20 protein-coding genes are annotated in these 21,996 nt (G+C 53.0%); 13 read left to right on the top strand and 7 right to left on the bottom strand.

The annotated features are described in order from the left end of the window. Positions 1-21: 21 nt before the first annotated feature. Genes MKFW12EY_RS13165 through MKFW12EY_RS13145 form a run of 5 tightly spaced genes read left to right on the top strand, consistent with a single transcriptional unit; the run spans position 22 to position 4,580 of the window. Complete coding sequence (locus MKFW12EY_RS13165) at positions 22-921, top strand: glycosyltransferase (RefSeq protein ID WP_221053147.1); 900 nt, start codon at positions 22-24, stop codon at positions 919-921. Further along, a complete protein-coding gene (locus MKFW12EY_RS13160; protein WP_221053146.1) occupies positions 915-1,592 on the top strand; it encodes a methyltransferase domain-containing protein in 678 nt (225 codons plus the stop codon). Before MKFW12EY_RS13165 ends, MKFW12EY_RS13160 begins: the two co-directional genes overlap by 7 nt. After that, positions 1,589-2,383, top strand: coding sequence for an FkbM family methyltransferase (locus MKFW12EY_RS13155; RefSeq protein ID WP_221053145.1), 795 nt, complete (start codon positions 1,589-1,591; stop codon positions 2,381-2,383). The genes MKFW12EY_RS13160 and MKFW12EY_RS13155 overlap by 4 nt, the downstream gene beginning before the upstream one ends. Further along, positions 2,383-3,339, top strand: a complete 957-nt coding sequence (locus tag MKFW12EY_RS13150) for a polysaccharide deacetylase family protein (protein ID WP_054759071.1) — start codon at positions 2,383-2,385, stop codon at positions 3,337-3,339. Before MKFW12EY_RS13155 ends, MKFW12EY_RS13150 begins: the two co-directional genes overlap by 1 nt. Further along, the gene (locus MKFW12EY_RS13145; RefSeq protein WP_054759069.1) at positions 3,336-4,580 is read left to right on the top strand and encodes a glycosyltransferase family 4 protein; all 1,245 of its coding nucleotides are present in this window, start codon (positions 3,336-3,338) and stop codon (positions 4,578-4,580) included. Before MKFW12EY_RS13150 ends, MKFW12EY_RS13145 begins: the two co-directional genes overlap by 4 nt. Before the next feature lie 15 nt (positions 4,581-4,595). Here MKFW12EY_RS13145 and MKFW12EY_RS13140 read toward each other — a convergent pair whose 3' ends face one another. Both MKFW12EY_RS13140 and MKFW12EY_RS13135 read right to left on the bottom strand, forming a co-directional pair. Then, on the bottom strand, positions 4,596-6,746 hold the full coding sequence (locus MKFW12EY_RS13140; RefSeq protein WP_221053144.1) for a YgiQ family radical SAM protein: 2,151 nt from the start codon (positions 6,744-6,746) through the stop codon (positions 4,596-4,598). Next, positions 6,743-7,546: a spermine/spermidine synthase domain-containing protein gene (locus MKFW12EY_RS13135; protein WP_221053143.1), complete on the bottom strand. Its 804-nt coding sequence runs from the start codon at positions 7,544-7,546 to the stop codon at positions 6,743-6,745. Before MKFW12EY_RS13135 ends, MKFW12EY_RS13140 begins: the two co-directional genes overlap by 4 nt. A 179-nt stretch (positions 7,547-7,725) precedes the next feature. Here MKFW12EY_RS13135 and MKFW12EY_RS13130 point away from each other — a divergent pair, with 179 nt between their 5' ends. From MKFW12EY_RS13130 to MKFW12EY_RS13115, 4 genes are all read left to right on the top strand, one after another. Further along, complete coding sequence (locus tag MKFW12EY_RS13130) at positions 7,726-8,142, top strand: hypothetical protein (protein WP_054759066.1); 417 nt, start codon at positions 7,726-7,728, stop codon at positions 8,140-8,142. A gap of 156 nt (positions 8,143-8,298) precedes the next feature. Continuing rightward, the gene (locus tag MKFW12EY_RS13125) at positions 8,299-8,682 is read left to right on the top strand and encodes a hypothetical protein (RefSeq protein ID WP_054759064.1); all 384 of its coding nucleotides are present in this window, start codon (positions 8,299-8,301) and stop codon (positions 8,680-8,682) included. An 88-nt stretch (positions 8,683-8,770) separates the two neighbouring features. Then, entirely contained in the window at positions 8,771-9,418 is a 648-nt protein-coding gene (locus MKFW12EY_RS13120) for a DUF2760 domain-containing protein (protein ID WP_054759062.1), read from the top strand. Then, positions 9,415-11,253, top strand: a complete 1,839-nt coding sequence (locus tag MKFW12EY_RS13115; RefSeq protein WP_221053142.1) for an Hsp70 family protein — start codon at positions 9,415-9,417, stop codon at positions 11,251-11,253. The genes MKFW12EY_RS13120 and MKFW12EY_RS13115 overlap by 4 nt, the downstream gene beginning before the upstream one ends. Positions 11,254-11,332: 79 nt before the next feature. Here MKFW12EY_RS13115 and MKFW12EY_RS13110 read toward each other — a convergent pair whose 3' ends face one another. The 3 genes from MKFW12EY_RS13110 to MKFW12EY_RS13100 form a co-directional block, all read right to left on the bottom strand. Continuing rightward, positions 11,333-12,232: a YiaD family glycine zipper/OmpA-like lipoprotein gene (locus tag MKFW12EY_RS13110; RefSeq protein ID WP_064029120.1), complete on the bottom strand. Its 900-nt coding sequence runs from the start codon at positions 12,230-12,232 to the stop codon at positions 11,333-11,335. A 132-nt stretch (positions 12,233-12,364) separates the two neighbouring features. After that, positions 12,365-13,186 (bottom strand): MOSC domain-containing protein, encoded by an 822-nt coding sequence (locus MKFW12EY_RS13105; protein ID WP_054759058.1) that lies wholly within the window; start codon positions 13,184-13,186, stop codon positions 12,365-12,367. A gap of 10 nt (positions 13,187-13,196) precedes the next feature. Beyond that, on the bottom strand, positions 13,197-13,586 hold the full coding sequence (locus MKFW12EY_RS13100; protein WP_082409634.1) for a PilZ domain-containing protein: 390 nt from the start codon (positions 13,584-13,586) through the stop codon (positions 13,197-13,199). A 137-nt stretch (positions 13,587-13,723) separates the two neighbouring features. Between MKFW12EY_RS13100 and MKFW12EY_RS13095 the strand changes: the two genes are divergently transcribed. From MKFW12EY_RS13095 to MKFW12EY_RS13080, 4 genes are all read left to right on the top strand, one after another. Further along, on the top strand, positions 13,724-14,959 hold the full coding sequence (locus tag MKFW12EY_RS13095; protein WP_054759054.1) for an ABC transporter substrate-binding protein: 1,236 nt from the start codon (positions 13,724-13,726) through the stop codon (positions 14,957-14,959). Between the two features lie 43 nt (positions 14,960-15,002). Next, positions 15,003-17,099 (top strand): excinuclease ABC subunit UvrB, encoded by a 2,097-nt coding sequence (gene uvrB, locus MKFW12EY_RS13090; protein WP_245006307.1) that lies wholly within the window; start codon positions 15,003-15,005, stop codon positions 17,097-17,099. Positions 17,100-17,260: 161 nt separating this feature from the next. Next, the gene (locus tag MKFW12EY_RS13085) at positions 17,261-18,901 is read left to right on the top strand and encodes a putative bifunctional diguanylate cyclase/phosphodiesterase (protein WP_245006306.1); all 1,641 of its coding nucleotides are present in this window, start codon (positions 17,261-17,263) and stop codon (positions 18,899-18,901) included. A gap of 36 nt (positions 18,902-18,937) precedes the next feature. Then, entirely contained in the window at positions 18,938-19,156 is a 219-nt protein-coding gene (locus tag MKFW12EY_RS13080) for a TraR/DksA C4-type zinc finger protein (protein WP_054759051.1), read from the top strand. Between the two features lie 188 nt (positions 19,157-19,344). Here MKFW12EY_RS13080 and glyA read toward each other — a convergent pair whose 3' ends face one another. Together glyA and MKFW12EY_RS13070 are read right to left on the bottom strand one after the other, a co-directional pair. Beyond that, positions 19,345-20,604 carry a serine hydroxymethyltransferase gene (gene glyA, locus MKFW12EY_RS13075; protein ID WP_054759049.1) on the bottom strand — a complete coding sequence of 420 codons (1,260 nt, stop codon included), beginning with the start codon at positions 20,602-20,604 and terminating at the stop codon, positions 19,345-19,347. A 24-nt stretch (positions 20,605-20,628) separates the two neighbouring features. Then, the gene (locus MKFW12EY_RS13070) at positions 20,629-21,984 is read right to left on the bottom strand and encodes a glycerate kinase type-2 family protein (protein WP_221054608.1); all 1,356 of its coding nucleotides are present in this window, start codon (positions 21,982-21,984) and stop codon (positions 20,629-20,631) included. Positions 21,985-21,996 lie beyond the last annotated feature (12 nt).

The raw sequence follows: 21,996 nt of genomic DNA, 5'->3' as shown, positions 1-21,996 counted from the left end.
AAAAACTATTGAGATAAAATAATGACATTAGCCCCAATTGTTCTTTTTGTTTACAATCGCCCCTGGCATACACAAAAAACTGTTGAGGCTTTACAAAATAATGAATTGGCGCTTGAAAGCGAGTTAATTATATATAGTGATGCACCTAAGTATGAAGACTCGAAGCAAGCAGTTTTGGGTGTCAGGTCGTACATTAAATCTATTATAGGCTTTAAAAAAGTTACGATCATTGAAAGGGAAAAAAACTGGGGATTAGCGAAATCTATTATTGATGGTGTAACAACCGTTGTAAATCAATATGGGAAAGTTATTGTTTTGGAGGATGATCTAGTTACTAGTCAATTTTTTTTGAAATTTATGAATGAAGCATTGAACTTTTATGAAGGCGAAGCGAAAGTCTTTCATGTATCAGGTTATTTATATCCTATTAACAACGAAAAATTAGATAGTACTTTTTTTTTAAAGCCAACGACATGTTGGGGTTGGGGGACTTGGGATAGAGCGTGGAGATATTTTATTAAAGACTCGGATTTATACTTATGCTTATTCGATAAAAAAATGATCTACGACTTCAATTTAAATGGGGCTTATCGATATTTTGATTATATAAAACTAAATAAGAAAGGGCGTATTGATACCTGGGCGATTTTTTGGTATGCATCATCATATATCAATAATGGTTTATCTCTTCATCCAAGTACCTCTTTTGTTAAAAATATTGGGCACGATGGTCTCGGTGTTAATTGCGCAAATACGGACGATTTCGATGTGGAGGTGACATATTCCTACGATGTGTTATTTCAAGAAAAAATTTCCGAAAATATCGATGCAAGAAAAGCTTTCGAGGATTTTTTTATAGGTTTAAAAAAGCCTTTAATTGAGAAGATATATAAAAAATTAAGGGTTATTTTTAAGTGGTAAAAAAATTGTTTAGAGTTTTTAATAGGCCTAATTGGCTTAATCTTCGTATTGTGAATCCCATTTCAGCGGTATTTGGATTGGATAGAGGTCTTCCAATAGATCGATTTTTTATAGAAAATTTCCTTGAAGAAAATAGTGATTATATTAAAGGAACTGTATTGGAGGTACAAGATAGCTATTACAGTAGGAAGTTTGCAAAATCTGAAAGTGTTTTTGAAGTTATTCACTACTCAAATGAAAACAACAAGGCGACTATTGTCGGAGATCTGACAAATACACAAACGCTGCCTAAGACAACAATAGACTGCTTCATATGTACTCAGACTCTTAATTTTATTTATGATGTAAAAAGTGCGATTTCCGGCATTCATTATGTATTAAAAGACGACGGTGTTGCGCTGGTAACGGTGGCTGGTTTAAGTCAGATTTCCCGATATGACATGGATAGATGGGGGGATTATTGGCGGTTTACAGATCTCTCAATCCTTAAATTATTTGAAGAGGTCTTTGGGAAAGGGAATGTAAAAATAGAGTATTATGGGAATGTTCTCGCGGCAGTTTCATTTTTACATGGATTGGCGTCTGAAGAGTTGACAAGAGGAGAATTGTTGTTTAAAGATAACAATTATCAAATACTAATTTGTGTAGTAGCAAAGAAATGCTCCGCTTGATTAAAGATCTGTTTGGTCCGCTATATAGATGTTTTAAGCAGGCTAATTTATTGACGTTTTATAAATTAAGTTTTTTTTATGGGAATAAGCCTCGTTATCAGATTGTTGAAGATATAAAATTTAACGGTTTTCAAATAGATATAGTGGATGGTCCTAGTTTTGTTTGGCAGTATAAAGATATATTTGTCGATAATTGCTATAGCTTTTCACCAACATCATCTATGCCCGTTATTTACGATTGCGGCGCCAATATTGGCTTAAGCACATTGTTTTTTGCTAAATATTATTCGGGTGCAAGGATAGTTGCATTTGAACCAGATAGGAATGTCTTTAATGTTCTGAAAAATAATTTTATTAAAAATCAGTTTTCTAATATTTCTCTGGTTAACAAAGCGCTGTGGATTCATAGCAATGGAATCGGTTTTTTTGCGGACGGTGCCGACGGTGGTTTTATTTCGCAACATAACGAGAGTCTTGTAGAAAGTGTTAGACTTAGGGATTTGTTACTTCTTGAGGAAAAAATCGATTTTTTAAAGGTTGACATCGAAGGCGCTGAGACGGATGTTATATTGGATTGTTCCGACCAGCTACATAAAGTTGATAATATATTCATTGAATACCATTCCTTTCGGTGTGAGCAGCAACGACTTTCCAAGCTTCTTGGTGCATTAGAAGAGCGAGGATTTCGCTATCGCTTGCAATCAATATCAAAAATAGATAAGCCGTTTGTTAATAAAAATTGGCGAACGTCTATGGATTTGCAACTCAATATTTATGGATATCGTCTTTGATGTTAAGTTTTTTCGAGGGAGACGCTACCATTTTTATGCTTCATCGTGTTTTTCCACGCGATGCTAATAAGTTGTCAGCAAATGAAAATTTAAAAGTTTCCCCGGAGTTTTTAGAGAGATTTATCGTCAGTGCTTTGGGTAGTGGTTATTCATTTATCAGTCTTGATGAATTGCATAGTTCTTTGCTTAAGTCTAAAGGAAACACAAAGTCAATTGTTATAACCTTGGATGATGGTTACGCAGATAATTTGATTTACGCCTATCCTATTTTTAAAAAATATAATATACCGTTTGCTATTTACCTCACAACTGCGTTTCCTAATAGAACTGCTCTTCTATGGTGGTATCTACTAGAGGATCTTATTGTTGAAAACGATACAATTAACTTGGCTGACGGACTGCATTTCCAATGTGGCAAAAAATGGCAAAAGGAAGCTGCGTTTATGGCGATCAGGGATAAGATTATCAATCTCCCGAAACAGAGTTTTATAGATTCGTTGAATAGGCTATTTGTTAACTTACAACCTGATTGGCAGCAGAAAATTTCTGAACTGGCGATTTCTTGGGATCAGCTAAAAACACTTTGTAAGTCTCCTTTGGTTACGATAGGTGCTCATACAAAGAATCATCATTCCCTGACCAAGCTTACCGAAAATCAGATAATTGATGAAGTCATCGGTAGTAAGGCCATTATTGAATCTAAATTGGGTACAAGTGTTAAACATTTTTGCTATCCGTTTGGTGGACAAAATGAGGCAGGTGTAAGGGAGTTTAAACTTATTAAAGAGTTAGGGTTTGATACTGCTGTGACCACCCGTTTTGGAAATATATTTCCGGAGCACTCAGCGCATCTGACTTCGTTACCAAGGGTCATGCTTACGGATAATTTTTCTTGGGCAACCTTTCATTTTCGTTCATTTAAACAAATGTTGAAGGGGCGAGTGGTCTCGGTTTGAAGGTTTTAATAGTTAATGCCTCTGACAATATTGGAGGTGCAGCTAAATCAGCGTTTCGCTTACATAAAACGCTGATCCGTTCTGGTATTAACAGTCAGATGTTAGTCGTTACTAAGCTTTCGGATGATCGTAGTGTTTTCAATTCTCCCTCAAAAGCTAGAAATTATTATTCTATGCTATTGCCCACTTTTGATCAGTTGCCCCTTAAAGTCTATAAGAATCGTACTAAAACATTATTCTCTACCGCATGGTTCCCATTTACAGGTGTTCTTGAGAAAATTTTAGAATTTAGTCCGGATATAGTCCATTTTCACTGGATTTGCGGAGGTATGATCTCAATTGAGGATTTGGCTCATATTAACGCTCCCATTGTATGGAGTTTACACGATAACTGGGCATTTACTGGTGGTTGTCATATTATGTGGGAATGTGATAGATATATTAACGCTTGCGGTAGATGTCCTAGGTTAGGATCTAGCTCAGATATTGATTTGAGTCGTTTTGTTTATCTTAGAAAGAAAAAAATATATCCAAAAATAGCCGATCTAACGGTTGTAGGTCTTAGTCGCTGGATTACTGATTGCGCAAAAAAAAGTAGCTTATTTTGCGTAAATGACATTCATCATTTGCCAAATTTACTGGATACTAATGTATTTTCGCCATTTAATAGGGTTTTAGCTAAACAGCTCTTTGATTTGCCATTGGATAAGCATCTCGTAGTTTTTGGTGCTATAAAAGTAATTGCCGATATTAACAAAGGCTATCACGAACTATTTAATGCATTGAATCTGATTAATGATCCAGATGTTGAAATCGTGATTTTCGGCTGCAGCCAACCAGAAAGTGTTCCCGCGCTTCCATATAATATTCATTACGTTGGGCATTTGGCTGATGATTTGAGTCTTAGGGTTCTTTATAACGCGGCTGATGTTGTAGTCGTACCCAGTCGTCAGGAAAATTTATCAAATGTTATTATGGAAAGTCTTTCGTGTGGCACTCCCGTTGTTGCATTCGATGTAGGCGGTAACAATGACCTGATTGAGCATCAGGTTAACGGTTACCTGGCGAGGCCTCTTGATAGCGTAGACCTTGCCAAGGGTATCGATTGGATTTTGAATTCTGCAGACTATTTAAAACTTCGATTAAATGCTCGTGATAAGGTTGTCCGTGATTTTGATTCTGAGCATATCGTAAATAGGTACATTGCCTTATATCAGTCTATATTGGATAAATGCAAGTAGAGAATGAATAACTAATTATTGGCTCCGCCTTTTACCTAATTTAGGTTTGTGGTCTGCCTTATCATAACCAATATGCTTGGTTTTAAAAGCCTGTTGTTTATTGGTTGTAATAATGGGTTTATTATGAGTTTTCGGCTGAAAACTCGGCACCAAATGCTGTTTGCCGTTACCGATTAAATCTGCCCGCCCCATTTCCTTCAATGCTTCTCTTAATATAGGCCAGTTTTTCGGGTCGTGGTAACGCAAGAACGCCTTGTGCAGTTTGCGCTGCTTCATGCTGCGCGGAATCGCAATGTCCGGCACGTTGCGGCCGATTTTGTGCAAGGTGTCCTTTCCGGAATGGTACATCGCGGTGGCGATCGACATCGGCGAGGGCAAAAAGGCCTGTACTTGGTCGGCTCGAAAGCCGTTGCGTTTCAACCATAAAGCCAGATTCAGCATGTCCCGATCTGTGGTGCCTGGGTGGGCTGCGATGAAGTACGGAATCAGATACTGTTCCTTGCCGGCTTCCTTAGAATATTTGTCGAACATCGCCTTGAAGCGGTCGTAGGTGCCCATGCCTGGTTTCATCATTTTCGATAGCGGACCTTGCTCGGTGTGTTCCGGCGCGATTTTCAGGTAGCCGCCGACGTGGTGAGTCACCAATTCCTTGACGTAGGCCGGGGTTTCGACGGCGATGTCGTAGCGCAGGCCGGAGGCGATGAAAATTTTCTTGATGCCGGGCAGTTTGCGGGCACGGCGATAGAGCTTGATCAGCGGAGTCTGGTCGGTGTTCAGGTTGTGGCAAATACCCGGATAAACGCAGGATGGCTTACGGCAGGATTCCTCGATCTTCGGGTCCTTGCAGGCCAGGCGCCACATGTTGGCGGTCGGCCCGCCCAAGTCGGAGATATTGCCGGTAAAGTTCGGCGAAGTGTCGCGGATGGCTTCGATCTCGCGGATGATCGAATCTTCCGAACGGTTCTGAATGATGCGGCCTTCGTGTTCGGTGATCGAACAAAAACTGCAGCCGCCGAAACAACCGCGCATGATCAGCACCGAATGCTGGATCATCTCGAAGGCCGGAATGTTGGCCTTGCCGTAAGCGGTGTGCGGCAGACGGGAGTAGGGCAGATCGAACACGCCGTCCATTTCCGGGGTGGTTAGCGGTAGCGGCGGCGGATTGATCCACACGTCGCGCTTATCGTGGCGTTGGATCAGGGCGCGGGCGTTACCGGGGTTGGTTTCGCCGTGCATGACCCGCGAAGCGTGGGCGTAGAGGATCGGGTCGTCTTTCACGGCCTCGTAATCGGGCAGGCGAATCACGGTTTGCGCCCGATTCTTGTTGGCGATCGGTTTGAATTGGATGACTTTTTCGTTATCGGCCAGGCCGCTTTCAACCGCTACCGGTGCCGATTCGCAACTTGGCATCTCCTGATACGGATTTTGGTGCACGATGGCTGCGCCAGGCTTGTCGAAATGGGTCGAATCCTTTTCGATCCAACCTTGCGGCACTTGTTTGACGAAGTGCACGGTGCCGCGAATGCCTTTCAAATCGTGAATGCTCTCGCCTTTAGCCAGCCGGTGCGCGATCTCGACGATCTGGCGTTCGGCGTTGCCGTACACCAGTAAATCGGCCTTGGAATCCAGCAAGATCGATTTGCGCACCTTGTCCGACCAATAGTCGTAATGGGCGATGCGGCGCAAACTGGCCTCGATGCCACCGATGATGATCGGCACGTTTTTATAGGCTTCCCGGCAACGGTGGGAGTAGACGTTCACGGCGCGGTCCGGCCGCTTGCCGGCGGCACCGTCGGCGGTATAGGCGTCGTTGGAGCGGATTTTTTTGTCCGAGGTATAGCGGTTGACCATCGAATCCATATTGCCGCCGGTGACGCCGAAGAACAGCGTCGGCTGGCCGAGCCTCCGAAAATCGTCGGCCCTGTGCCAATCGGGCTGCGAGATGATGCCGACCCGAAAGCCCTGTGCCTCCAGTACCCGGCCGATCACCGCCATGCCGAAGCTGGGATGGTCGACGTAGGCGTCGCCGGTCACCAAAATGATGTCGCAGGCGTCCCAACCCAGCGCATCCATTTCCGCGCGGCTCATCGGCAATTCGGGGGCCGGGCCGAAACGGTGCGCCCAGTATTTTTTGTAGCCGAAAATGTTGGGGGCGTTATGGATCATGGTTTTAGAACTCGATGCAGAATGCTGGGATTGTTGCGTTTAAAGTCTTGTAAAAAAACCGGAAATTCCAGTTGGTATTGCCGTTCCAGGTCGTTGGCTTTGGCGATCAGGCTTTTGAACTGGGGTTTCGGGAAGTTTTCGCCGAAAGCGAAGCCGATGATGTTACCGCGGTTACGCACCGGCAAATACAGCATGCGCCAATTAAAAATACGGCCCAGGTGCCAGGACACCTGCTGAAACATCGGCTTGTCGGTGCCCCATAAATTGATCACCAGCACCCCGTCTTTTTTCAGCAGATTTCGGCAATCGTCGAAGAAGCGTTCGCTGCCGACTTCAGGAGCCATGCCGTTGTCGTCATACGCATCGACCATGATCAAATCGTGAATCTCCGATAGTTCCCGACTTTGGTGCCGGACATGATCGGCACCGCAACCGATTTTGATTTTAAGGCGCGGGTTGAACGGCAGGCCGAAATGGCTGCGCGCTACTTTAAGCACGCTGCTGCGGAATTCGACGACCTTCAGCCGGCAATCCGGAAACTGGTGCAGCATGAACTTGGCGATGGTGCCGCCGCCAAGGCCTATCATCAGCACGTCGCGCGGGTTGTCGTTGAACAGCAGCAAGGCCATCATGGCTCGGGCGTAAAACGAGTGCAAACGGTTCGGGTCGGCAATCAACATGCTGCTTTGCCGGGCCGGAGAGCCGAAGTGCAGGGCGCGCTCGCCGTTGTTCTCGACCACTTCTATGACGCCCTCGTCGTCATGGCTTTGGTGGATGACCAGGCCTTCGTATTTGTACATGCAGTGCAGCAAACGGTAAAGAAGCGGCTATTTTCCTGGAAAATCCGCCGCTTGTCTCGCGAATCCTGCTAAATCCGCCCATGGCAGGTCGCGGAGTCCCGGTTTTGGCGGCGGCACTTGCGGATCGAACCCGATCGCCCTACAGTGGAACTCTGGAAACCACTACCAAGAGGCTTTGTATGAAAAGACTATTGCCGATAATTGTTTTGATGGCGCCGGTTTTGGCGGCCGCAAACGATACCGATAGCCGGAGCGGCCAACCCGTCGCGAATCCAAAAATGCAACAGATGCTGGAAAAAATCCAGGCCATGCAAAATTGCATGAAAAATGTCGACAAATCCGCTCTGAAAGCCCTGGAACAACAAGCCAAGCAATTGGGCGCGGAAGTTAAGCAGTTGTGCGCGGCGGGGCAACGCGACGCAGCCCAACAGCGGGCGATCCGGTTCGGCCAGGAAATTGCCGGCAACAAAGCCATGCAACTGACTAAAAAATGCAGTGAGGACTTGACGGGATTGGCGCCGGAGCTAACTGCCGCCGAGTCCTACTCGGAGCCAGGCGAAACCCGGCATATTTGCGACCGGTCCGAACGCCGCTAGACCCTATCGCGGGCGGCGCTTCTGACGGGTGGAATAGGTTCGGCTGCGGCTGTGCCGGTGCCGGCGCGGACCGCGATTTGCCGGCGTCGTTGTTCAAGTTCGCCGGCATCGCGTAAAATCGCCGTTCGACATCATGCCCGTATTGGAGAAGAACTCATGAAATACCGTTTGTTTGCCCTGCTGATGCTTGCCGCCGGCATGGCTTGCGCCGAAGAAGCCAAAGAAGAATGGAACGAGACCAGTTTAAGCAACGAAACCATCGAAAAAATTCAGAAAGCGCAATTCAACTATAAGAAATGCGTGGTCGATACGATGCAAAAACCCGAGTTCGCCAAGCTGGAAAGCCGCAATGCGACCGATGCCATTATCAAGCTGTGCGAACCGACCTTGGGCGAAATGCGCCAAGTCTATTTGGATGTCCAAGTTCCCGGCGTTATTGCCGACCGCCACCTAAAAAAACTGCGCATTCAAGTTACCCGCAATCTGTTGCAGGAATTGATGTACGCCGAAGCGGCGAGAAAATCCGGCATGCCGCAATAATCCGTATCGGCCAGCTAAGCGCCATCCGGCGCCCGGCGCAGAGCCGTCTCCGCGTGCAACGCTTTGTTTCACCAACCATGCATTGTTCATGAACACATACACCATAGATTTATCGTTACGCCCGACTACCTTCGACTTGTGGCATGTTTGCCTGGCCGGAACCGCGGCAGTGTTGGCTTTTATCCTGATCGTCGTGTTGATCTCGGTCTTACTCGGCCTGCGCCGCTGTAAATCCGCGCCGCGAACGGTTGAAGCGGTACCGGCCCCGCAACCCGAAATCAAAATCGTCGAGAAGATCGTGGAAGTGGAAAAAATCGTCCAGGCGCCGGCTCCGGAACCGGTGGTGCTGAAAGAAGCCACCCCGGATGCGGCATTACAGCTGTTAAGTTTGTTGCAAAAGGAAGCCCGTTTCATCGATTTCATCAAAGAAGACGTCAGCGCCTTTGCCGATGCCGATATTGGCGCCGCGGCCCGCGTCGTGCATCAGGGTTGCAGCAAAGTGATCAACGAACATTTCAAATTGGCACCGGTCAGCCCGGATGCGGAAGGCAGCCGAGTTACTTTGAACAAAGGCTTCGATGCCGCCGCGTTTCGTTTGACCGGCAATATCGTCGGCGAAGCGCCGTTCTCCGGCGTGTTGGTGCATAAAGGCTGGCAAGTGACCGAACTGCACTTGCCGAAACTGACCGAAGGCCACAATGCCAAAATCATCGCCGCGGCCGAGGTTGAATTATGACGGCGCGCTACTCGGTCGGTATCGATTTGGGTACCACGCATTGTGTAATGTCCTATGTCGATTTGGCGGCCGGCGACGATAACCCGGTGTTGGAAGTGTTTTACACGCCGCAACTGGTTGCGCCGGGGGCGATAGAAGATAAAGCCCAATTGGCCTCGTTCGCCTACATCGCCCATCCGGCGGAAATCGCCGAGGGCGCCTCGTCTTTGCCCTGGACCGCCAAACCCGAGTATCTGGTCGGCGAAATTGCCCGTAGCTTGGGCAGTAAGACGCCGATTCGGCTGGTTGCCAGCGCTAAAAGCTGGCTGTGCCACGCCGGCGTCGATTGCAAACAGGCGATTCTGCCGGTCGACGCGCCGGAAGACGTTGCCAAAATTTCGCCGTTTGCCGCCAGCAAAGCCTATTTGCAGCATTTGCGCGACGCCTGGAACCACAGGTTTCCGGAGCAGCCGTTGCAGCAGCAGGACCTGACTATCACGGTGCCGGCGTCGTTCGATCCGGCTGCACGGGAGCTGACCGTGGAAGCCGCGCGCGAGGTCGGGTTGGGGCAGGCCGTGTTACTGGAAGAGCCCCAGGCGGCTTTGTATAGTTGGATCGAAAAAAGCGCCGGCGACTGGCGCAACCAGGTCAAAGTCGGCGATGTGATTTTGGTGGTCGATATCGGCGGCGGCACCACCGACTTGTCGTTGATTGCCGTAACCGAACAGGACGGAAATTTGCAGTTGACCCGGGTCGCGGTCGGCGACCACATCCTGCTCGGCGGCGACAACATGGATTTGGCGCTGGCGTACATGGTAAAGGCCAAGCTGGAAACCGACGGCGCCAAAAAATTAGAGCCGTGGCAATTGCAGGCCTTAACCCATGCCTGCCGCGAAGCCAAGGAAAAACTGTTCAACCAGTCCGAATTGGCCAGCATGCCGTTAGCGGTGGCCGGCCGCGGTTCGTCGCTGATCGGCGGTACCTTGCGTAGCGAACTGACTCGGGACGAATTGAACCGGATATTGGTGGATGGCTTTTTGCCGTATGCGCAAGCCACCGATAAGCCGGTGTCGCGGCCGCGCAGCGGTTTGCGCAGCGTCGGTCTGCCGTACGCCCAAGACGCAGGCATCACCCGGCATCTGGCGGCCTTTTTGTCCAGACAGCGCCAGGCTACCGAGGAGTTCAATGCCATCGCGCTGCCCGAACACGCCAGCTTTCTGCACCCGACGGCGTTGCTGTTCAACGGCGGCGTGTTGAAGGCCGGCGTATTGGCTGAGCGGTTGCTGGCCGTGTTGAATAATTGGTTGCAGGCGGAGCAGGCACCTCCTGCCCGGTTGTTGCAAGGAGCCGATCTGGATTTGGCCGTCGCCCGCGGCGCGGCTTATTATGGTTTCGTGCGCCAAGGTAAAGGTGTGCGGATCAAAGGCGGCACTGCAGCAGCCTATTATGTCGGTATCGAAAGCGCAATGCCGGCAGTACCCGGTTTGCCGCCGGCGATAGAGGCGCTTTGTATCGCCCCGTTCGGCATGGAAGAGGGTAGCGAGCAGGAGTTGCCTAACGACGAATTCGGCTTGGTGATCGGCGAGCCGGTGCGTTTCCGTTTCTTCGGTTCCAAGACTCGGCGCGAGGACAAGGTTGGCGATCGTCTCGACGAATGGGGCGACGACGAGCTGGAAGAGCTGGACGAAATCGAAATCACGCTGCCGGTCGAAGACGGCCGCCAAGTCGGCGAAATCGTACCGGTGCATTTGTCGGCGGCGGTGACCGAAGTTGGCACGCTGGAATTGCGAGCGGTGTCGCGGCGCGATCAACAGCGCTGGAAAATCGAATTCGACGTCAGGGCCGGCGAAGTCTGATCTGTAGTTTTTCTATCCCACACTAAAAAATAAGGCCGGAATTCCGGCCTTATTCGTATCTGTCTCCAGCGCAGCGGGGCTATTGCCGGTAGTAAGGCTGCTGGTATTGCTGCTGTTGCGGATAGCCTTGTTGGTATGGTTGTTGCGGATAGCCCTGCTGCGGGTATTGTTGTTGCTGCTGGTAGGGTTGGTTTTGCTGCGGGTACTGTTGTTGGTAGGGCTGGTTTTGTTGCGGATAACCCTGTTGCTGCTGCGGATAGCCCTGTTGTTGGTAAGGCTGGTTCTGCTGCGGATATTGTTGGTTTTGCTGCGCGGCGCCGGCGTTCTGGTTGGCGTTGATCGACAATTCCACCCGGCGGTTGATGGCGCGGTTGGCGTCGCTGGTGTTCGGCACTTTCGGCGAACTTTCGCCCATGCCCTGTTGCGAAATCCGCATCCGATTCACGCCGCGTGACGACAGGAAATTAGCGACGCTGGTTGCGCGCGCCTCGGACAGGCGCTGGTTGTCGGCATCGGAACCGACGTCGTCGGTGTGGCCGGTAACCGAAATCGTCGAATCCGGATAGTTGTTCAGTACCCGCGCCACCGGATCAAGCGCATGTTGCGCTTCCGGCGTCAAATCCGATTTACCGAAGGCGAAAGTCACGTCGCTGGTGCTGGGCATGTTCAATACCAATTGGTTTTCCGCGGTACGTTGGACTTCGATACCGGTGCCCTGCAGCGATTGCTGCATTTCTTCCTGCTGTTTATCCATGTAATAACCGATACCGGCACCGACAGCCGCACCGGCCAAAGCGCCCAAACCGGCGTTCTTCCAATCGTTGCCGCCGAACAGCGTACCGGCGCCGGCGCCGACCGCGGCGCCGATGCCGGCGCCTTTGCCGAGATTGCTCATGCCGGACTGGCCGGTGTACGGATTGGTGGTGCAGGCGCCGAGCAGCGCGGCACTGACGGAGATGGCAAGTAATTTTTTATACATAGTCTTGGTCCTGGTTGTGATGCAAAAACGGCGGCGCTGATTCGGCATCGCGCCGGTTGCCGGGAATTTAAACGCCGTTATCTTAAATCGTTCTTAAAATCGGCGGCGGCCGTTTTCGGCCGACATGCCGGCTTAAGCCAAAGGCGGTTGAGGTGCGCCGATTTCGTCGATCCGCACGGTCTGGCCCACGGCCAGGCTGCCCGGTTTATCGTGCAGCGCATTTTGCCCGAAATACACTTTATTTTGCCATTTGCGCAAGCGGCTCAATGTGGCCAGCGGTTCTTTGCCGCTGACCGCCGTTTCCGGATCGATGGTCGGCACCGGGCAGCGCGCGCAGGGTTTGGGCAGGCGGAAGCCGATGCCGTTGATGTCGATCCGCCGCCACTGGTCTTCGGCGTAACTGTCGCAGCCGGAGACGACCAGATTGGGCCGGAACCGTACCATTTCGTAGTCCAGTTGCATGGCTTGGTTCAAGGCCGCCAACGAACCTTCGGAGACCAACAAAAACGGAAAACCGTCGGAAAACGCGGTTTGGTCTGCGGCCGTAGCATATCTGAGATCGACCTGGCGGCGGTCGCTGGCGGCTTGGTAAACCAGGCGGCAATCAATTTGCAAAAAGTCGCTGAGCCAAGCATCTGCGCTAGCGCTGCAAGCTTCGGCTCGGCAGCGGTCGCGCCAGATCGCGACTTCCAGGGTTTCGTCGGTCTGGGCTTGCAGCGGCAATTCCAAATCCGGCCGGCCCGGCGCGGACAGGATCAAGCGTTCGCCTTCGATCCGGGTTTTGATCAGCGCCATTTGCGGCAAACGCCGTTGGCTCAGAAACTGGCGCTCGCGGTCCACCAGCATCCATTTGCGGTCGTAAAGCAGGCCTTTTTCATCGACCGGCCATTGCGAAACTTGAAAGCCGGCCAACGATTTGACCGGGTAGAGGTAGATTTGGCTAAGTATCGGCATCGATAGAGGTTTAGCTGAAATTCAAGTCGGTTTGGGTGTGCAACAGGTGTTCCGCCAATTCGCTATTCAGGTTGTCGAATTTGACGCCGTAGCGTTGGTTGCCGGCATCGTGGTGGACCACGGCGGCTTCGACCTGAAACCGCCTGCCGTCGCCGAACAATAGAAATAGGCTGACCCGGCTTTTTTTTTTGATTTTGTGGCTAGTGACAATCGCGGCGCCGCGGCTGCTGATGTCGCGCAACAATACCGGAAACAGGCGCGGAAACCACAGGCTATGCACTTTGACCGCGGCCTTGATGTCGTTGCGCAGATAGCGAACGGCCGTGCGTTTGTTGGACCACTCGCTATCAAGATCGATTTCTTGATCGAGAAAATCCATGGAGAAATCCGAATCAGACATAGCGAATGCCGCAAGGAAAGGGTGGCTAAGTATTGAACTTAAACCGGCAAAATTCAATAGAGCCGGCCCGATTATCGGTTGGGCTTGCCGGGAATTTCTCGATAGAATGCCGCTATCGTCAAAGACTGCCGCACAACATGAAAAAACTTGAACGCTTCGCCGCCGCTATGCTGCTGTTACCCTTGTATTTTAGCGCGCCGGTCCAGGCCGCAGCCAAAGCCAAGCCGGCTGCCGCTGCCGCCAAAGCCCAATCGAAACCGGCCGCCGCCCCGGCCACGCCGGCACCGAAACAGCTCGTCAAAATCGTATATTTCGCCCAGGAACAGGTCGCGCCGGCGGCACTGTCCAACCTGGATCCGTTCATTCCGAACCAAGGCCAGGTCGGAGCCGAACTGGCGATCAGCGACAACAATACCACCGGCCAATTCACCGGCCAGCACTACGAACTGAAAAAAATCCTGGTGCCGGTGGGCGGCGATGCGTTAGCGCTGTTCGACAGCGTCGATGCCGATCTGGTGTTGCTCAATGTCGGCGCCGACCAACTCAATAAGCTGGCCGACCTGCCGGCCGCAAAAAACAAACTGCTGTTCGACGTGGCCAATAGCGGCGACGAATTGCGTAATGCCGACTGCCGCCGCAATGTGCTGCACATACTGCCGAGCCGGGCCATGCGCGCCGATGCCTTGGCCCAATATATGTTGAAAAAGCGTTGGCAGAACTGGTTTTTGGTGGTGGGCCCGGCCGCGGAAGACAAACTCTATGCCGCCGCGATCAAACGCGCGGCCAAGCGTTTCGGCACCAAACTGGTTGCCGAGAAAGAATGGAACCAGGATTACGACGCTCGCCGCACGGCTCAGGCCGACGTGCCGGTGTTCACCCAGGTCGACGATTACGATGTGCTGGTGGTCGCCGACGAACAGGGCCTGTTCGGCGAATATCTGGATTATCGCACCTGGAAACCGCGGCCGGTGATCGGTACCCAGGGTTTGACCGCGACGGCATGGCACCGCACCCACGAGCAATGGGGGGCGGTACAATTGCAAAACCGTTTCAAGCAGGCGGCCGGCCGCTGGATGGAAGAACAGGATTATGCCGCTTATCTGGCGGTCAGAGCCATCGGCGAAGCCAGCATCCGCACTAAATCCAATCAAATGCCGGTATTGAAGGACTACCTGCTGTCCGATGCTTTTGCGTTGCAGGGGTACAAGGGCATGCCGCTGTCGTTCCGCAAATGGGACGGCCAGTTGCGGCAACCGGTATTGCTGGCCGCGCCGCGTTCGCTGGTGGCGGTGGCGCCGATCGAGGGTTTTTTGCACCCGAAAACCGAACTCGATACGCTGGGCTTCGACCAACCGGAAACGGGCTGCAAATGATCATGGTTTCGACAAATCGGATCGATTCGGCGAGGCGGTCGGCATGAGCGACAAAAGGCGGATGGAGATCAGCCAGTCGGCTATATCCGGCGTACTGGCAGTGGAAGAACCGTCTGTTAAAGGCAAAGGCTTACAGCAAAAGCCGTTCAAAATTCAAAGCCGTTACCAACCGGCCGGCGACCAGCCTGCAGCGATTCGGCAATTGGTTGAAGGGATCAACGATGGCGAAGTGCACCAAACCCTGCTTGGCGTGACCGGTTCCGGCAAGACTTTTACCATCGCCAACGTGATACAGCAGACGCAGCGACCGGCGATGATCATGGCCCCGAACAAGACCCTCGCTGCCCAGCTCTACGGCGAGATGAAGGAGTTTTTTCCGGAGAACAGCGTCGAGTACTTTGTTTCCTATTACGACTACTACCAGCCGGAAGCCTATATTCCGGCTTCCGATACCTTCATCGACAAGGATGCGTCGCTGAACGAACATATCGAGCAGATGCGTTTATCGGCCACCAAGGCCTTGTTGGAACGGCGCGATACCATCGTCGTCGCCACCGTATCGGCGATTTACGGCTTGGGCGAGCCGGAATCGTATTTCCAGATGGTGCTGCATTTGGTGCGCGGCGACATGATCAAGCAGCGCGACATTCTGCGCCGGCTGGCGGAAATGCAATATACCCGCAACGATATCGAGCTGCGCCGCGCCACTTACCGGGTGCGCGGCGATGTGATCGACGTGTTTCCGGCCGAATCGGAAGAGCAGGCTGTGCGTATCGAACTGTTCGACGACGAGATCGAACGCCTGTCGATGTTCGATCCGTTGACCGGCGAAGTGACCCAGCGTCTGGCCCGATTCACGCTGTACCCGAAGAGCCACTACGTCACCCCGCGCGACCAGCTGCTCAGCGCGGTCGAAAAAATCAAGTTGGAGCTGGTAGAGCGGCTGGCGCAGTTACGCGAAGACCATAAACTGGTCGAAGCCCAACGCCTGGAACAGCGGACGCTGTTCGATATCGAAATGATCATGGAAGTCGGCTACTGCTCCGGCATCGAAAATTACTCGCGGCATTTGTCGAATCGGACCGAAGGCGAGTCGCCGCCGACCATGTTCGATTATCTACCGAAAGACGCTTTGGTCATCATCGACGAAAGCCACGTCACGGTGCCGCAGATCGGGGCGATGTACAAAGGCGACCGTTCGCGCAAGGAGACTCTGGTCGAATATGGGTTCAGATTACCCTCGGCGCTGGACAACCGGCCGCTACGTTTCGAAGAGTTCGAACGTATCTGCGGGCAGAGGATTTACGTATCGGCCACGCCGGGCGGTTACGAGAAGGAACACTCCGGCGCCGTGGTCGAGCAAGTGGTACGTCCGACCGGTTTGGTCGATCCGATAGTGGAAGTGCGGCCGGCCACCAGCCAAGTCGACGATTTGTTGTCGGAGATCAACAAGCGGATTGCGGTGCAGGAACGGGTGTTGGTGACGACACTGACCAAACGCATGTCGGAGGATTTGACCGATTACCTGATGGAGCACGGCATCAAGGTCAGGTACCTGCATTCGGATATCGAGACGGTCGAGCGGGTGGAAATCATCCGCGATTTGCGGCTGGGCGTGTTCGACGTGCTGGTCGGCATCAATCTGTTGCGTGAGGGGCTGGATATCCCCGAAGTCTCGCTGGTGGCGATTCTGGATGCAGACAAGGAAGGTTTTTTGCGTTCGCTGACCTCGTTGATCCAAACCATCGGCCGCGCCGCGCGTAATGCCAACGGTAAAGTGATTTTATATGGCGACAAAATCACCCGCTCGATGCAATTGGCCATCGACGAAACCGAGCGTCGCCGGGCTAAGCAGGTCGAGTTCAATACGCTGCATAATATTCAGCCGCGCACCGTATTCAAATCGGTCACCGACATTCTGGAACTGGCCATACCGGGTTCCGGCGGTTCGATCAGCGCCGCCCGCGCCAAGGTGGCGGAACCGGCCGGCAACTACACGACGTTGACGCCGAAGCAGGCGGCCAAGGCGCTGAAGCAACTGGAAGAGAAGATGTACCAGCACGCCAAGAATCTGGAATTCGAGGATGCTGCCCGCATCCGCGACCAAATCAAACTGCTGCAGGCGGAAATGTCGGTCTGACTCAGCCGCGGAGTATGCGGACAAATTAGCGCTATCGTCTAAACTTCGTATTGAGTTGAAACAACGCATTTGCGCTCGGCTAAAAACCGCCGGAATTTGCCCGGCAACGGGGTGGCCGCTGCTATCGCCGCACCGGCAACCGCTAGGAATCGTTAGAATTGATGCCCAATAATATGATTGCCGCCAAACACTTGCTCGCCGATAACGTCAGGTTACTGAAAAGCGAGGTTTCCAAAACAACCTACCAAGGGGTGGCAATCGCCGTTATAGCCATTATTTGCGCGTTGCTGGCGTTGAGTTTTTATTACACCGGCGAGATTTCGCTGTCGGGCATTATCCGCGCCCAATCCGAGAATTACGGCCTATGGATTTTGGAAGCACTGCCGTTCCTGTTCGGCATCTGGGGCCAATATTCCAGTTCGGTGATTGCCTATCAGGCCGGCGCGATGATCTTCGACCAGACTCAGGAGCTGCGCAACCGCGCCGAAACGCTGGAGAAGCAGGTCAGCTACTCTTCCACCCACGATGCGGTGACCGACTTACCGAACCGGATACTATTTCACGACCGGGTCGAACAAGCGATACACGCCGCCAACAACCAGGGCAAAATGCTGTCGGTGTTGTTGGTCGAGGTCGCCAATTTCAAGGAAGTCTACGATACCCTCGGCCGTAACAGCAGCGATATGATTCTGCGGCAGATAGCCACCCGCCTGCAAAGCGTGGTGATGGGCAGCGACAGCGTGGCCCGGATCGACAGCAATATTTTCAGCCTGCTGCTGCCGGCTACCGAAAGCGAAGACGCGCCGCTGAATCTGGCCAAGAATATTCAGGCGGCATTGGACCCGGCGTTCAAAGTCGAGCGTTTGAATCTGGCGATCCATACCAATATCGGCATCGTCAATTTTCCCGAGCACGGCGACGACGTCGATACGCTGGTGCAGAAAGCCGGCGTGGCCTTGTTCATGGCCGCCAAATCGCACGAGGGTTACACCATTTACGCGCCGTCGTACGACGACCATAGCCCGCGCCGGCTGACGCTGATGAGCGAGCTGCGCCAGGCCATCGAAAAAGAACAACTGATGATTTATTACCAGCCCAAGGTATCGGTGCGGACCGGTAAAATCTACGGCGTCGAAGGGCTGGTACGCTGGGCCCATCCCAAACACGGCTTCATTGCGCCGGACGAGTTTATTCCGATGGCGGAACGTACCCGCGTCATCAAACATCTGACCCTATGGATGCTGAAGCGGGCATTCCGGGATTGCGCCGAGTGGCGCCGGCAAGGTTTGGAGTTGGTGGTATCGGTCAATTTGTCGACCAAGGATTTGCACGATCCGGATTTGCCGGACGTGATGGCTGGCGTTGCTGCGGCGGCCAACATCAAGCCGTCCTGGATGATGCTGGAGATCACCGAAAGCTCGATCATGAACGATCCGGAGCGGGCCATGGAAACCATCCAGCGCCTGCACGAGATGGGTTACAAATTATCTATAGACGATTTCGGTACCGGCTATTCCTCGCTGGCCTACTTGAAAAAGATGCCGCTCAGCGAACTGAAGATCGACAAATCCTTTGTTTACGACCTGTTGCAAAGCGACAACGACGCCGTGATCGTCAAAGCCACGATCAATCTAGCGCACAATCTCGGGCTGCAGGTAACGGCGGAAGGCGTGGAAACCCAGGAAGTGCTGGAGCGCCTGGCGAGTTACCGCTGCGATATCGCCCAGGGCTATTGGTTCAGCAAGCCCAAACCGTTCAACGATTTCAATGTGTGGTTGCAGCAAAGCAGCCATAACCACTAGCGCCAAACCTAAAATTCTTCAGGGAGAAAACCGACAATGTCTACAGCTTGGGCCGGCGGTGCCGACGCGATAGCGGAACGCATGGAAAAAATGACCGAATTGTTCGTTGCCGAAACCCGTAAAGCCATTTATACCGGCGAATCCGCCAGCCATTGCGAGGAATGCGGCGAGCCGATTCCGGAAGCGCGCCGCGCCGCTATTCCTTGCAAATATTGTTTGCCCTGCCAAACCAGCCTGGAACGGGTCGGCAAATAATCCGCCGGCGCTTCGCTTTGCTTAGGCGGCCGCATCCTATCTACAAGCCAAGACGAATTAGCGCTTGCGGTCTACGGACGCTTTACCGCCGGCGCTACTGGAATTGAGTAGCCGAGGCGCTGCAAACTCCAGCCGCTGCGGGTATGCGTCGCGACAACGGCATACCCTCGATCATTCAAATCAAAAAATCATTCCGCCGAATACACCGGGAAGCGGGCGCACAACAAATGCACTTGCTCTCTAACCGCATCGATCACGCTTTCGTCTTCGATGTTATCCATTACATCGCACATTAAATGCGCGACCTGGCGGACCTCGTCTTCTTTGAAGCCGCGCGAGGTCGGGGCCGGGGTGCCGACGCGGATGCCGCTGGTGACGAACGGCGATTGCGGGTCGTTCGGTACCGCGTTTTTGTTGACGGTGATGTGGGCCCGGCCCAATGCGGCGTCGGCGGCTTTGCCGGTGATGCCTTTCGGTATCAATGAAACCAGCATCAAATGGTTGTCGGTGCCGCCGGACACCACGTCGTAGCCGCGCTTGATGAACACCTCGGCCATGGCCTGAGCGTTTTTGATGACTTGTTGTTGATAGGTTTTAAACTCCGGCGTCATGGCTTCTTTAAACGCCACCGCTTTGGCGGCAATGACGTGCATCAACGGTCCGCCTTGGATGCCGGGGAAGATGTTGGAATTGATCTTCTTTTCCAGTTCCGGGTTGTGCTTGGCCAAAATCAAGCCGCCGCGCGGGCCGCGCAGGGATTTGTGGGTGGTACTGGTGACGACGTCGGCAATCGGCACCGGGTTCGGGTATAAACCGGCCGCGACCAAGCCGGCGACGTGGGCCATATCGACGACGAAATAAGCGCCGACTTTATCGGCGATGTCGCGGAAGCGTTGCCAATCCCAGATACGGGAATAGGCCGAGAAGCCGGCGATAATCAACTTGGGCTTGTGCTCCAAAGCCAGCGCTTCGACTTGTTCGTAATCGATTTCGCCAGTGTCTTTGTTCAAACCGTACTGTACCGCGTTATAGATTTTGCCGGAGAAGTTGGGTTTGGCGCCGTGGGTCAAATGGCCGCCGTCGGCCAGGCTCAAGCCCAGAATGGTGTCGCCCGGTTGAATCAACGACATGAACACCGCCATATTGGCTTGCGAACCGGAGTGGGCTTGCACGTTGGCGTAATCGGCGCCGAACAGTTCCTTGGCGCGGTCGATGGCCAATTGCTCGACGATATCGACGTATTCGCAGCCGCCGTAATAACGTTTCTCCGGATAGCCTTCGGCGTATTTGTTGGTCAGCAACGTGCCTTGGGCTTCCATTACGCGCGGGCTGGCGTAGTTTTCCGAAGCGATCAGTTCGATATGGTCTTCCTGGCGTTGGCGTTCTTGCTCGATGGCGCGGAATAATTCGTCGTCAAAACCGGCGATGGTCATGGACTGCTTAAACATTGTGGTCTCCTGGTAGGGTTCGGGTTATGCGTTGGGATGCAGCAGCAGAACTTGCAAGTCGGCGACGTTGGTGCCGGTCGCGCCGCATTTCAATAAATCGTTGGCGGCGTCCAGCGCCGGATAAGCATTATTATCGTTCAGCATCGCGGCCGGGTCGATAGCCGCGGCACGGATGCGGGCAAGGCTGCCGTTATCGACGATGGCGCCGGCCGCGTCGGTGGGGCCGTCGCGGCCGTCGCTGCCGGCACTGAGAAAGGTCCAGCGGCAATCTAAGCCGTACGCCTCGGCCGCAATCGCGAAAGCCAACGCCATTTCCTGATTGCGGCCGCCTTTGCCGGTGCCGCGCAGTGTGACGGTGGTTTCGCCGCCGGCGACCAAGGCGAGCGGGCGGTGCAGGCCGGCACAGACCGCTTGCGCGTGAAGGCATAGGCGTTCGGCAACCATTCGCGCTTCGCCGCTGAGTTGTTTACTGAACAGGTCGGTGGCATAGCCGGAGGATTTGGCGGCGGCGATGGCAGCATCCACGCTCAGAGCATTACTGCCGATCAAGTGGTGGCCGGCGGTTTCGAATACGGGATCGCCGGTTTTAGGCGTTTCGGCATGCAGGCCGCGGTTGCCTTGCAATAAGTGGTTTTTCACATTATCCGGAATCTCCGGCCAAATCCGGTAAGCCTGCAAAATATCGATGGCTTGCGCGAAAGTCGTGTCGTCCGGTACACAGGGGCCGCTGGCAATCGCGCTCAAATCGTCATCCAATACGTCGGATAACACCAGCGCATGCAGCTCGGCGACTACGGCCAAACGCGCCAGTCCGCCGCCTTTCAAGCGTGACAGATGTTTGCGGACGCAGTTGATTTGGTTAATGTTGGCGCCCGATGCCAGCAGCAATTGGGTGGTGGCGATTTTATCCGCCAAGCTGACGCCGGCGACCGGGCAGGGCAACAACGCCGAGCCGCCGCCGGAAATCAAGGCCAGCACCAAATCGCCGGCGCGCAGGGTTTTCAAGCGGCCGACGACGGTTTCGGCAGCGGCTAGGCCGGCCTGGTCCGGTAATGGGTGACCGGCGCCGAATACCTGGACATTGTCGACCGCGACGGCGTTTTCGTAGTTGGTGACGGCGATGCCGGCAGCGGCCAGCCAGGTTTGCGGAATAATTTGAACGGCCGCCTGGGCCATCGCGCAAGCGGCTTTACCGAAACTGAGCAGATGAATTCGCCGCCAATTGCCGCTGCGGATGTTGCCGTCGCAGCCGATGACTAGTTGGTCGCCCGCTGTGTGCAGGTAATTTCCGACGCAGGCTGCAGGATCGGCCGCCGCCACGCCGGCTTGGAAAATAGCTAGCGCAGTTGCCCGCGTAGCGGATTCGGCAGCGAAAGTCACGGCCGGCAAAGA

It is taken from the genome of Methylomonas koyamae, assembly GCF_019669905.1.
Lineage (GTDB): Bacteria > Pseudomonadota > Gammaproteobacteria > Methylococcales > Methylomonadaceae > Methylomonas > Methylomonas koyamae.
Note: the sequence above shows the minus strand (reverse complement) of the source record. Positions and strands in the feature narration are given on the sequence as shown.